The 12715-nt window shown below is 36.2% G+C and carries 14 protein-coding genes; 3 read left to right on the plus strand and 11 right to left on the minus strand.

Annotation, left to right across the window (positions count from 1 at the left end):
• Window positions 1–49 precede the first annotated feature (49 nt).
• A complete protein-coding gene (gene spoIIR, locus ACONDI_RS13690; RefSeq protein ID WP_241079103.1) occupies window positions 50–772 on the minus strand; it encodes a stage II sporulation protein R in 723 nt (240 codons plus the stop codon).
• Window positions 753–1568: an RNA polymerase sporulation sigma factor SigG gene (gene sigG, locus ACONDI_RS13695; RefSeq protein ID WP_338086505.1), complete on the minus strand. Its 816-nt coding sequence runs from the start codon at window positions 1566–1568 to the stop codon at window positions 753–755. The genes spoIIR and sigG overlap by 20 nt, the downstream gene beginning before the upstream one ends.
• 148 nt (window positions 1569–1716) lie before the next feature.
• Here sigG and nikR point away from each other — a divergent pair, with 148 nt between their 5' ends.
• Window positions 1717–2136 carry a nickel-responsive transcriptional regulator NikR gene (nikR, locus tag ACONDI_RS13700; RefSeq protein WP_241079105.1) on the plus strand — a complete coding sequence of 140 codons (420 nt, stop codon included), beginning with the start codon at window positions 1717–1719 and terminating at the stop codon, window positions 2134–2136.
• 124 nt (window positions 2137–2260) lie between these two features.
• Here nikR and prmC read toward each other — a convergent pair whose 3' ends face one another.
• The 8 genes from prmC to ACONDI_RS13740 all read right to left on the minus strand — a co-directional run bounded on the left by prmC (window position 2261) and on the right by ACONDI_RS13740 (window position 9521).
• Entirely contained in the window at window positions 2261–3124 is an 864-nt protein-coding gene (gene prmC, locus ACONDI_RS13705; protein WP_241079106.1) for a peptide chain release factor N(5)-glutamine methyltransferase, read from the minus strand.
• 36 nt (window positions 3125–3160) lie between these two features.
• Entirely contained in the window at window positions 3161–4228 is a 1068-nt protein-coding gene (gene prfA, locus ACONDI_RS13710; protein WP_241079107.1) for a peptide chain release factor 1, read from the minus strand.
• 68 nt (window positions 4229–4296) lie between these two features.
• Window positions 4297–5163, minus strand: a complete 867-nt coding sequence (locus ACONDI_RS13715; protein ID WP_241079108.1) for a DUF1385 domain-containing protein — start codon at window positions 5161–5163, stop codon at window positions 4297–4299.
• Between the two features lie 60 nt (window positions 5164–5223).
• Window positions 5224–5424, minus strand: coding sequence for a 50S ribosomal protein L31 (gene rpmE / locus ACONDI_RS13720; protein ID WP_241079109.1), 201 nt, complete (start codon window positions 5422–5424; stop codon window positions 5224–5226).
• A 99-nt stretch (window positions 5425–5523) separates the two neighbouring features.
• The gene (gene rho, locus ACONDI_RS13725; RefSeq protein WP_241079110.1) at window positions 5524–6768 is read right to left on the minus strand and encodes a transcription termination factor Rho; all 1245 of its coding nucleotides are present in this window, start codon (window positions 6766–6768) and stop codon (window positions 5524–5526) included.
• A gap of 200 nt (window positions 6769–6968) precedes the next feature.
• Window positions 6969–7937, minus strand: a complete 969-nt coding sequence (gene glpX, locus ACONDI_RS13730; protein WP_241079111.1) for a class II fructose-bisphosphatase — start codon at window positions 7935–7937, stop codon at window positions 6969–6971.
• A 45-nt stretch (window positions 7938–7982) separates the two neighbouring features.
• Window positions 7983–8624, minus strand: coding sequence for a fructose-6-phosphate aldolase (gene fsa / locus ACONDI_RS13735; RefSeq protein WP_241079112.1), 642 nt, complete (start codon window positions 8622–8624; stop codon window positions 7983–7985).
• 39 nt (window positions 8625–8663) lie between these two features.
• Window positions 8664–9521, minus strand: a complete 858-nt coding sequence (locus ACONDI_RS13740) for a class II fructose-1,6-bisphosphate aldolase (RefSeq protein ID WP_241079113.1) — start codon at window positions 9519–9521, stop codon at window positions 8664–8666.
• Between the two features lie 306 nt (window positions 9522–9827).
• Here ACONDI_RS13740 and ACONDI_RS13745 point away from each other — a divergent pair, with 306 nt between their 5' ends.
• Window positions 9828–10205: a sulfite exporter TauE/SafE family protein gene (locus ACONDI_RS13745; RefSeq protein WP_241079114.1), complete on the plus strand. Its 378-nt coding sequence runs from the start codon at window positions 9828–9830 to the stop codon at window positions 10203–10205.
• On the plus strand, window positions 10202–10558 hold the full coding sequence (locus ACONDI_RS13750; RefSeq protein WP_241079115.1) for a sulfite exporter TauE/SafE family protein: 357 nt from the start codon (window positions 10202–10204) through the stop codon (window positions 10556–10558). Before ACONDI_RS13745 ends, ACONDI_RS13750 begins: the two co-directional genes overlap by 4 nt.
• Before the next feature lie 101 nt (window positions 10559–10659).
• Here ACONDI_RS13750 and ACONDI_RS13755 read toward each other — a convergent pair whose 3' ends face one another.
• Window positions 10660–12651 carry a transglycosylase domain-containing protein gene (locus ACONDI_RS13755; protein WP_241079116.1) on the minus strand — a complete coding sequence of 664 codons (1992 nt, stop codon included), beginning with the start codon at window positions 12649–12651 and terminating at the stop codon, window positions 10660–10662.
• Window positions 12652–12715 lie beyond the last annotated feature (64 nt).

Genomic DNA, 12715 nt, shown 5'->3' on the forward strand with positions numbered 1-12715 from the left:
TGATTATAATTTAAACTTAGGACATTAGCAACATGAGTAATTATCCAATTTACAATAAATTATTCAGCCATTCGAAGATAAAGAACTTTATTTGTTTATCTGCTTCAGTTTTAACTTCTTTCTCTTCAACTTCATCATCTTGCGATTTTCCTTCTTCTAATTCTTTTTTGCTTTCATCATGAAAATCATCTCTTACAGCCAAGTCAACGTAACATAAAGGAGGAAATAAAACACACCACCAATTTTCCCCTTGACCTTCACCAATTACTACATTAAACGAAATGTATTTGTCCCCTTCTAAAACTCCATTATAGTAACGCCTTGTAGGGAAATATTCTTCTTTAACTTTTGTTTCTACTTCATAATTGTAACCTTTTTTGTCTAAAAAATCTTCTATTTCACTGGATATTTCAAACTTTTTAGTATGAAGTTTCTTTTCAGCTTTTTCTACATCATCAATATTATCTAACTCACCATCTAATTTTTCTGTAATTAAATCTCTTATATCGAGTTTTAATTTTTGATCTTCGCTGCTATCACTGTTTGCAAGAACGTGAAGCCGGATAATATTTTCATCCCTTAGTGCACTATATACTCCTTCATCTGAAGTTTCATTAATTTGATTATGAGAAGCAAATAAATAAGGATTAGAAGCTACCTCAGAATATATACACTGGTATACTCCTATAACCAAACTTATAACACCTAGAAGTACAAAAAAACATTTTATATTATACTTTTGTCCTTTTATTTTATTCAATATTCGACCCATCTACGCTCTCCCCCTGCTTCTCTGCTAAAGATTTTTTCAAAGCTTTCAAAGATGTTTTTTCAAGTCTTGATACCTGAGCCTGGGAAATATTTAATTCACTAGAAACTTCCTCCTGAGTTTTGCCCTGGAAAAACCTCAGTATCAAAAGCTCTCTCTTTTTTTCTGGCAGCTTGTCTAAAGCTTCCTTCAGTGCCAAATTTTCAATCCAGGAATCAAAGGTCTCTTTTTCATCTTGAATTTGGTCGAGAACAAGTAAAGGCTCAGTACTATCTGAGAAAACCGGTTCGTGCAAACTCATAGGTGTATTGTTAGCATTCATAGCCAGTACAACTTCTTCAGAAGAGATAGATAGTTCATCTGCAATCTCTTCAAGGGTAGGCTCTTTTTCTTTATCTTTAGACAATTTTTCTTTGGCCCTTGTTATATCTTGACCTAAGTTTTTTAACGAACGGCTTATTCTTATTGAGTTATTATCCCTTAAATATCTTTTTATCTCACCGATTATCATTGGAACCGCATAAGTAGAAAACTTGACATTATGTGTCGGGTCAAAGTTATTAACCGCTTTTAATAATCCTATACAACCAACTTGAAAAAGGTCGTCCATATTTTCATTACGATTCTTAAATTTTTTTAAAACACTTAGTACCAGCCTTAAATTCCCCTGTATAATTGTTGTTTTAGCTTTTTCATCTCCATTCTTGTAGCGCCAAAAGAGTTCTTCTTGTTCTTTAGAATCCAAAACCGGTAGTTTAAAGCTATTTACACCACTAATGGTAACTTTTTTTAGTTTAATTTTTCTCCCCTCCTTTCCTTCCTTCAATTTCCTTCTATTGTGAAGTATTGCCAAATGTTAAATGATTTAGACATTAAATTGTAAATTTTTTTAATAGAATTAATTTGATATAATAGGGACGACTATATTATTCGAAGGGAGAATACACATGGCAAAGCTAACGAGGTTTGGGATATCTATACCGGAAACACTTCTCGTGGAATTTGATAAAGTAATAAATAGGAAGGGATATCCTAATAGAAGTGAGGCTATAAGGGACCTTATAAGGGAACACTTAATTGAAAAGGAATGGACAGACGACAGGGAGGAAGTAGCAGGAACTGTCACACTAGTATATGACCATCATGTTAAGGGGCTAACCAACCATCTAGTAGCTCTGCAGCATGATTATCATGATATGATCTTATCCACAATGCATATACACCTAGATCATGATAACTGTCTAGAGGTTCTTGTAGTTAAAGGAAAAGCAAAGAGGGCTCAGGAAATGGTAGAGCAGATGACCACAGTAAAAGGTGTAAAACATGGAAAGTTTACAATGACCTCAACAGGAAAAAATATTTCATAAAAAAAAAGAAGCGGATACCGCTTCTTTTTTTAAGCTTTATATATTTCATGTTAATTGTTGGTGTTCTTAAGAACGGGCATGTTACCAACGTATCGCAAGAGCTTTTTATTAATTATTTTTAATCTCATATTTTAACTTTTATAATTCTAGGACGATTAGCTAAATCTCTTATAATACAGGTATTTTCTTCTTCCAAAAAAAGTTCTAAAACCTGTTCTTTTTGACTTTCCCCTATTTCTAACAACATAACACCATCTGAAGTTAAGTATTTTTTATATTCTTCTTTTATTTTTTTATAGTAATATAAGCCATCTTCCCCACCATCTAGTGCAATTTTTGGTTCTTTATTTACTTCATCTGATAGATTTTTCATCTCAGAAGTAGGTATATATGGTGGATTTGCTACTATTAGATGAAAACCTTTATTTTGGGGAAAGGAAGAAAAAATATCGCTTTTCTTAAATACTATCTTTTCGTCACTTAATTGCAGCTTATTTTTGTTTTTCCTGGCAACATTTAATACTTCTTCTGAAACATCACTGGCATATATTTTTAATCCATCTTGCAACATCGCAAGGGATAGACCTATAGCTCCACTACCTGTAAAAGGTTCTAAAACAAATAACGGAGGAGAATATTTTTCATTTAGCTCATCGATTGATTTTAAACACTCTTCAACAAGGAGTTCTGTTTCAGGACGGGGAACCAATACATTTTCATCAACACTAAACATAAAGCCCATAAACTCCTTTTCCCCGGTCAAATAGTGATACGGAACACCTTCAGCTCTTTTTTTAATCAACTGCTCAAATTCCTGTGCTTTAGAATTTGTCAATTCGTATTCTGGATAGGTATAAATTATTGCCCTGTCAAAATTTAGAACATATGCTAAAATATAATCGACCTCAGAATATATATCATTTATTTTATTTTTTTCCTTAAAATAATTATAGGCCCATTGCCGGGCCTTCTCTATAGTTAAGCTCATCTTCAATTATATCTCCCTACAATTTTTACTCTTCTTCTATTCTACTTCCTGTAAAAGCTCGGCCTTCTCATACATAACTAACTTCTCAATAAGCTCTTCAATCTCGCCTTCAAGTATATGTTCTAATTTATGAAGGGTCAGGTTTATCCTATGATCAGTCACACGGCCCTGCGGGAAGTTATAAGTTCTAATTCTTTCACTTCTGTCCCCGCTTCCAACCTGGCTTTTTCTGGCCTCAGCTTCTTCTTCTTCTTTTTCTTGTTGATATTTATCAAGTAGCCTTGCCTTAAGAACCCGCATCGCCTTTGCTTTATTTTTGTGCTGGGATTTTTCATCCTGACAGCTAACCACTATTCCTGTGGGTTCGTGGGTTATTCTTACGGCAGACTGAGTAGTATTAACACTTTGCCCTCCCGGACCAGTAGAACAAAAAGTATCTATACGCAGGTCTTTCTGTTCAATCTCGACGTCTACATCTTCTGCTTCAGGTAACACTGCAACAGTAGCAGTAGAGGTATGAATCCTTCCTCCTGATTCAGTTGAAGGGATTCTCTGTACCCTGTGAACACCACTTTCATATTTTAATTTTGAAAAAGCACCTTTCCCTTTTACAAAAAACACCACTTCTTTAAAGCCTTTCATATCGGTTTGGTGTGAATCAACGATCTCTACCTTCCAGTTGTTTAGCTCTGCATATTTAGAGTACATCCTAAAAAGATCACCTGCAAATAAGGCAGCCTCATCACCACCTGTTCCTGCCCTAATTTCAACAAAAACGTTTTTGTCATCATTTGGATCTTTAGGTACCATCAGCATCTTTATTTCTTCTTCTAAAGATGCTTTTTTATCTTCAAGCTCCTCTACCTCCTGCTTGAAAGATTCTTTCATCTCATCGTCAGCTTCCTCATCAAGAAGTTCCCTGGCATCTTCTACGTCTTCTTTGACTTTTTTATATTCATTGTATTTTTCTATTATATCTTTTAGAGAAGAATATTCCTTTGAATATTCTTTAAACGTTCCCTGATCATTAATGATCTCAGGGTCTGACATTAACTTTTCTAATTCTTTAAATCTATTTTCAAGTGATTCTAGCTTATCAAACATCTTTACACCTCACAAAAATTCCAATTTAACCTGATTTATCAAAATTAAATTCTAAATACTTTAATTTCTTAAGTCTGCTTTTTTTCTTCGATAGTTTCTAAAGCTCTAATAGCAACTTCTAACTGCTGTTTATCTGGTTCTCTAGTAGTAAGCTTCTGCAAAAATAACCCTGGATACGATATCAGGCGTGTAATAAAATTATTTTTCCTTCCAGCAAACCTAATCACTTCATATGACAGACCAGCCACTATCGGCAGTATCAAAAGCCTAATGCCAAATCTGGCTAAAAGGTTTGGCCAGCCAAAAAAGGAAAATAGAATTATGCTTACCATCATAACTATCAATAAAAAGCTTGTGCCACACCTGGGATGTAATGGGCTAAAATCTTTGGCATTTTCGGGAGTTAGTTCTTTGTTTGCTTCATGGCAGTGAATTACTTTATGCTCAGCTCCGTGATATTGGAACACTCGTTGAATGTCTTCAATACGTGAAATTGCAAGAACATATATCAAAAAGATACTAACCCTTACAACACCTTCTCCCAAATTTATATAAAAGGGAACCCCAATTGAGTTAGAGGCAAATCCCATTAAAAATGTAGGGAGAAAAAAGAACAGGCCGATACCCATTGTCAAAGCAAAAGCAATGGTCAAAAATAGCTGAAAGTTAGTTAGCTCCTCTTCGTCTTCGTCAAGAGCTTCATTGGCCGAATAGGTTAGAGTCTTAATCCCAAGAACAAGGGACTCAAAGAAAGCTACAATGCCTCTTAAAACAGGAGCTTTCAACATGGGGATCCTACTGCTGAGTGAATTCACCTCTTCAAATTTAAGAGAAATATCTTCACCAGGCTTTCTAACGGCTACACAAACTTTTCCCTTGTCGCGCATCATTACACCTTCAATAACTGCTTGACCTCCTATTGGATCTTTGCCCAATTTAAAAGACCTCCCCTACAAAAATAGCAGAGCATAGCGGCCCTGCCATAAATAAATTCTCTATTCAAGCCCATATTTTCTCTTAAATTTCTCAACTCGACCGCCACTATCAACAAATTTTTGTTTGCCAGTAAAGAATGGGTGGCAGTTGGAACAAATTTCTACACGCAAACTCTCTTTAGTAGAGCCTGTTTCAAAGCTAGCACCACAGGCACACTTTATAGTCGTCACTTCATATTTAGGTTGTATTTCTGCTTTCATTAATTTTCACCTCTCCTTCAAAATCCTCAAAAGTTGGCAAAGCTAATAATACCATAATATAATTTAAATGGCAATAGCACACTCAGAAACTTTTCACATTCAAAAACTGTACATTTTCTTTAAAAATACTTCATTGCTTTCAGTCGTTTTAAGTTTTTCTACCACTGACTCGATAAAGTTTTCTGACGAGGTATCATTCATAGCCTTTCTAAGGCTCCATAATAACTCTAAATTATCACTATCTATTAACAGCTCTTCTCTTCTCGTACCTGATCTAAATATATCGATCGCAGGGAAGATTCTTCTGTCAGCAAGCTTTCTGCTCAAATGAAGCTCCATGTTCCCTGTACCTTTAAATTCTTCATAAATTACATCATCCATTTTACTACCTGTCTCTACCAAAGCAGTGGAAAGTATTGTTAAACTTCCACCTTCTTCAATATTTCTTGCAGCCCCAAAGAATTTTTTGGGTTTGTATAGAGCTGCCGGATCAATCCCTCCAGAAAGAGTCCTACCGCTTGGAGGTATTACTAAATTATACGCCCTTGCAAGTCTTGTCATTGAGTCTAAGAGTATGACTACATCTTTTTTGTGCTCAACTAATCTCTGAGCCCTTTCAAGAACAAGCTCTGCTAGCTTAATATGATTTTCCGGATAGTTATCAAATGTGGAACTTAAAACCTGACCATGAGCTGCTCTTTCAATATCTGTCACTTCTTCTGGGCGCTCATCTATTAATAATATTATAATTTCAACTTCCGGATGATTCTGTGCAATACAGTTAGCAAGCTGCTTTAATAATATAGTTTTCCCAGCTTTGGGCGGACTTACTATCATTCCCCTCTGCCCTTTCCCAATTGGGGCAAAAAGATCTATAATCCTTGGAGGATATAGATTTTGACTCACTTCTAACTTTAACCTAGAATCTGGATGTATAGGTGTTAAAGATGAAAATGAGTCTCTAGTAGAAGCTTCTTCAGGAGGCCTTGAGTTTACTGAAAAGACATGTAATAATGCCTTATATCTTTCCGAATCTTTTGGAGGCCTTACCTTACCTGCAACCAAGTCACCGGTACGAAGACCAAAGCGCCGAATTTGTGAAGCAGAAATATAGATATCATCACCACTAGAGAAAAAATCCTCCTGCCTTAAAAAACCATAACCATCTGGCATCACTTCAAGGACACCATTGGCAAACTGGTATCCATCATCCTCAATATCTTTTTCAATAATTTTAAAGATAAGGTCACATTTTTTCAGTTTTGTATAGTTTTTCACATCATGTTCTGCTGCAATTTTTTGAAGTTCTGATAAGTTTTTCTGTTCTAGTTCTTTCATCTCCATAAAATGCTCACCTGGTTTCTAAAATTTAAATAGCTATAACCAGGTCGCACCTCCCTTCCTAATAATAAAAAAATTTCAAGCATTCTGATCTAAAAAAGGAAATTTATCACACAATAATCCTGGAATGTAAACTAAGAAGCTACCAAAAAAAGAAGTAAATGTGAAGTAAATGTGAGGCTTATAGTACGGGGCAGTGAGTTTTATTCACTGCCCATAATATACTGAGGCTTTTTGTCAAGGCTATGTATAGCACTTACATACCTCATAGTTCCTGTTTTCTTTCTCATGACAAGAGAATGAGTTCTAGCTTTATAATTCCCTTCATACCTAACACCTCTTAAAAGATCACCATCGGTTATGCCTGTAGCTGCAAACATAAGATCATCCCCACTAACTAGATCTTCCATATCCAAAAACTTGTCAACATCTAAGCCCATCTCTTTTGCTTTATTTTCTTGTTTTTCATCTTTTGGCTTAAGCCTTGCCTGCATCTCTCCATCTACACACGAAAGAGCAGCAGCAGCAAGTACTCCTTCAGGGGCACCACCTATCCCAAACAAAATATCAATCCCTGTATCAGGGATAGCAGCGGCTATAGCAGCAGATACATCACCATCACTTATAAGTTTGATCCTTGCTCCTGCTTCCCTAATCTCTTTTATTATATGTTCATGTCTAGGCCTGTCAAGAACAATCGCTACTACCTCTGAGAGTTTTTTCCCGTTGGCTTTTGCAACTGCGTTTAAATTTTCCTTGACTGACGCATCAAGGCTAACCTTTCCTTTAGCTTCTTTTCCAACAGCAATTTTGTCCATATAAATGTCAGGTGCATGTAAAAGAGCACCTCTTGCGCCAACTGCAATAACAGCGAGGGCATTTGGAAGGCCTTTGGCGATTAAATTAGTCCCCTCTACTGGATCTACAGCAATATCTACCTTGTCTCCACCTTCTCCAACTTCTTCTCCAATATAAAGCATCGGGGCTTCATCCTTCTCCCCTTCACCTATAACCACTTTCCCGTCTATCTTAACCGTATCAAAAGCTCTTCTCATAGCATCCACCGCTGCCTGATCAGCACCTTCTTTATCGCCTTTACCCATATATTCTGCAGCAGACATAGAAGCAGCTTCTGTCACCCTGGCAAACTCCAGGGAAAGTACTCTTTCCATTTTAAATCAAGGCCCCCTTTTTATTTCCTAGGAAATTTATAATGATCAATTTTTCTTATTCCAGTCATCTAAAAATTTCTGAATGCCAATATCTGTCAGGGGATGTTCCACCATTTTCTTTAGCACATCATATGGAACTGTAGCTACATGGCATTTTCTTTTAATTGCCTCTTCCACATGTGCTGGATTTCTTATACTTGCAGCAATAACTTCTGAATCTAAATCATAATAATCAAACGCTTCTACAATATCCCCAGCAATCTTCATGCCATCAACCCCGATGTCATCCAAGCGACCTACAAATGGACTAACATAAGTCGCCCCTGCTTTAGCAGCAAGCAGTGCCTGGTTCACTGAAAAAACAAGAGTAAGGTTGGTCTTAATCCCTTCTTTCTTTAATGTGCTAGCTGCTTTTAGGCCATCTTCAATCAACGGGATTTTAACTACTACGTTTGAAGCAATAGAGTGAAGCTCCCTGGCTTCTTTTAGCATATTATCATAGTCAGTTGCAATAACTTCTGCACTTACCGGGCCATCAATTATTGAAGTGATTTTCTTAACTATTTCCTGAAGACTTAAGTTTTCCTTTGATACCAAAGAAGGATTCGTAGTAACACCTTCGATAATCCCCCAGGATGAAATTTCTTTTATATTATCAAAACTAGCAGTATCTATAAAAAAACGCACAATTCCAAGCCTCCCTTAAATTAAAACCTTTTAACAAAGCTAGGCTTTGCCCGCACAGCCAAAAAGTCTTATTTTTTCTTTTATTACTTCTTTCATTTCTTCTTTAGCCGGGCGAAGAATTTTTCTTGGATCATACTCATCTGGCTTTTCACCAAGAAGCTCTCTAACCCCTTTGGTGAAAGCTTGGCGAATATTTGTGTCTATATTTATCTTTCTAACACCTAAGTCAATAGCTTTTTTGATAGATTCATCGGGGACTCCTGATGCACCATGTAATACTATCGGTGTGTTTGTCAGGTTTTTAATTTTTTCTAAACGTTCAAAGTCGAGTTTTGGCTCTTTGCCTTTGTAGGGGCCATGAGCTGTACCTATAGCAACAGCCAGGGCATCAACCCCTGTTTCTTTAACAAAAGTTTTAGCCTCATCAGGATCAGTCAAAAACGCATCCTCTTCTTCTACGTTAATATTGTCTTCTGTACCTGCAATTCTTCCCAGTTCACCTTCAACAGATACACCTACAGCGTGAGCAATTCTTACAACTTCTGCTGTTTTTTTGATATTTTCTTCAAGAGGTTCTTCTGAACCATCATACATAACAGAGCTAAAACCTTTACGAATACATAACATATTCTGATCAAAACTTGTTCCATGGTCAAGGTGCAGTGCAATTGGAATATCAGTTTGCTTTGCTGCCGTTTCAACAAGACCTACTATGTAGTCTATCCCAGCATATTTTATTGCTCCCTGACTTGCCTGTAAGATAAGTGGCGAAGATTCTTCCGTTGCAGATTCGACCAAAGCCTGTATAATCTCCATATTATTAACATTAAACGCACCTACTGCATAATTCCCCTCTTCTGCTTTTTTCAAAAGTTCAGTCACAGTTACTAGTGACATTTTAGAACCTCCTTTTTTTATATATTTTAACCCGTAGGCTCATCCACTAATTTAGAGAATAGCACTTATAATAAATCTATTCAAGCATAGCAACACAAATACGTTTATTTAAAGAAAATTTCTTTTGTTGTTTTATTTTCATAAAACTAAATTCTATTAATATTAAAAATCTCCTCCTTTTCAAAGATTAATCTGTTTTACGCAGTAGAATCAATTTTATTCTTTCTCTTCCTTAGTATTGTTTCTTGTATCCTTAACTAACTGTAGGGAAATATATTAAAGAAAGGAAAGGAGGCAACCAGTAACATGAAAGAGATTATAAAGAGATTAATCAAAAATTTCAAATTTACATTTTTAGGATTAATTGCAGGTTTAATAAATGGAACTTTAGGAGTCGGAGGAGGAACTTTTCTTATCCCTTCCCTTACACATATAAGCAAAACAAAACAGCATATTGCTCACGGAACTACTATTCTTGTAATACTCCCTACTGCAATTGCCAGCACGATTGTATACGGGATAAACCAACAAATAGATTTTGCTCTTACATGGCGAGTAATTTTAAGTGGTATGATTGGCAGTTTTATCGGCGCAAGGCTAATGAATAAATTGTCTGCCCCCCTATTAAAGAGTTTATTTGCTATTTTTATTATTATTACTGGGATAAGGTTAATACTGATATGATTTATGTTATTGGAGTTATAACAGGCATAATTACAGGCCTAGCCCTTGGAGGGGGAGCAGTATTGATACCATTTTTGGTAATTTTCTTGGAAGTAAGACAACATGTAGCCCAGGGTATTAGCCTGATGGTATTTCTCCCAATTTCTGTAGTTGCTATAATCACTCATCTAAAGCAGGGAAATATCAATGTAGAACTGGCCATTTATATTGTAATAGGTAGTCTTGGCGGGGCTATTGGCGGCGCTTTACTAGCTATGAATCTTGAACCAGGTTTTTTGCAAAGCTTATACGGGGTTTTTTTGATAATCATGGGGATATTCGAGATTTGTGAAGCAAAAAAAATGAAAATGTAATGTTGATTCTACTGCAAAAGTCATATGAACAAAGTTTTGTTTTTGATTAATAAAAAACACTATATCTTATGTGAATAGACTTTTTGAAGTAGAGTCAACATTTACCAAACACCCCAGTGAAGCCCTGGAATATCAAAATGCTCATCACATATTTCCCTTGACACCTTGTTTGGCAAGAAATGTTCTTCTTTTACATGGTCATCCGGGCAGTTAGTACTAGCTATATTGCCTGACTCTTGACATATATCTTTTGCGACCATCCCATCAGGCTTATCAAAGTTACCAAATTCATATTTTTCATCTGCCCTATTCATAAACCTGGCCCAAAGGGGCGCAGCAAGACCACCACCAGTACCCTGTAAAACTTCATTTTTATCATCTCCAATGTGAACACCCACAACAAGCTCAGGAGTATAACCGACAAAAGCTGCATCTCTACCATCTTGACTTGTACCTGTTTTGCCGGCAGCATCAAAGCTAACATTCTGATATATTGAAGAAGCTGTACCTTCAGGAGATATTACATCTTTTAACATATTAGTTAGTTGATAAGCAATCCTTTCGTCAAGTACTACCTCTCTACTATTCTCATCCTGGTATACGGTTTCATTTTTGAAATTTTCTACTTCTTTAATCAGAGTTGGAGCAGTTCTTACCCCATGATTTGCAAAGGGCGCATAAGAAGCTGTAACTTCATAGAGACTAACCCCAAAGGCACCCATCGGCAAGGACAGCCAGGGGGAGAGATCGCTTTCTATCCCTAGTTTTTTGGCATATCTAACACTATTTTTAGGATTAATTTCTTTATTTATGGTTACAGCTGCAACATTGCAAGACTTGGTAAGGGCGCGTCTTAAGGTGAAATCTTCATCATGGTATCCCCCGCCAAAACAGGTAGGTGTATAAACTTCATCACTATTACCATCCAGCTTAAATTCTGTTTCTTCACACGTGATCATAGTTGCTGGATGATAGTGTTTTTCTTCTAGGGCAGTAGCATAAACAAAAGGTTTAAAGACTGACCCCATTTCCCTTCCATTTTTTAAGTTGGCCCTGTTTAGCTCTGATTTTTCAAAACTCCTACCGCCCACCAGTGTTCTCACAAATCCTGTGTCTGGCTCTAATGCTACAAGAGAACCCTGGGGTTGTGCCAGCCTAGTTTCATCAACCTCCAAATATCTTTGTACAGGTAGATCGTTTTGCATAATTGATTTTGCTTCTTTTTGAAGCTCCCTATCAAGAGTTGTATGTACTACTAATCCATTTTCGTGAATAGACTTTCCTTTGTTTCCTTTAATCTCTCTAAGCTCTCTAATTACCTGGTTGGCGAAATAAGGAAACTCGGATTTCCCTCTGCTGATCTCAGCTAGCTCTATATCATCATTCATTGCTTCAGTAACCTCTTCTGCACCAATAAACCCATTATCATACATTTTTGATAGAACTACATTCCTTCTTCTTTTGGCTGCGCTTATATCATTATGAGGGGAATAACCATAAGGACTTCGAATGAGACCGATTAACATAGCTTTTTCTGACAGAGTAATGTCAGAAACATTTTTGTCAAAATAAAGCCTGCTAGCGGCTTCAATACCATACGCACCATGGCCGAAATAAACTTTATTTAAATACCTCTCAATAATTTCTTGCTTGGTCAGGTTTCTTTCAAGAAATATTGTATATGCAACTTCATTAATCTTTCTGGCAAAAGTTCTATCCTGGCTCAAAAAATAATTCTTGGCTAACTGCTGGGTTATCGTAGACCCACCCTCTACTATCCTTCGCTCACTTATATTAGTAAGTGCTGCTCTTGCTACACCTCTAAAATCAATGCCATAATGATCATAAAAACGTTCATCTTCTACGGATATTAAAGCTTGTATTACCTCGTTTGGAATTTCATCAATGGATTTTTTTATTCTGTAATCACTATAATCTTTGTAGAATTCATTGCCATCCTTATCTAATAAAGTTACTGCAGTCTTTTGGTCTGGTATAGGATCCTCTTCAATTGCTTTTACTACAATGGGTAAATAAAATACACTTAAGAAAAATATTAGGACAAAAATAAGGAAAACTAATAGCAAGAACATTTTTTAAAAAAAGATCTTTTAGGTCTTTTTTGTTTTTTAGCGAGATACATATGCTAGTTCCTCC

Origin of the sequence: Natranaerofaba carboxydovora (assembly GCF_022539405.1) — a bacterium.
GTDB lineage: Bacteria > Bacillota > Natranaerobiia > Natranaerobiales > Natranaerofabaceae > Natranaerofaba > Natranaerofaba carboxydovora.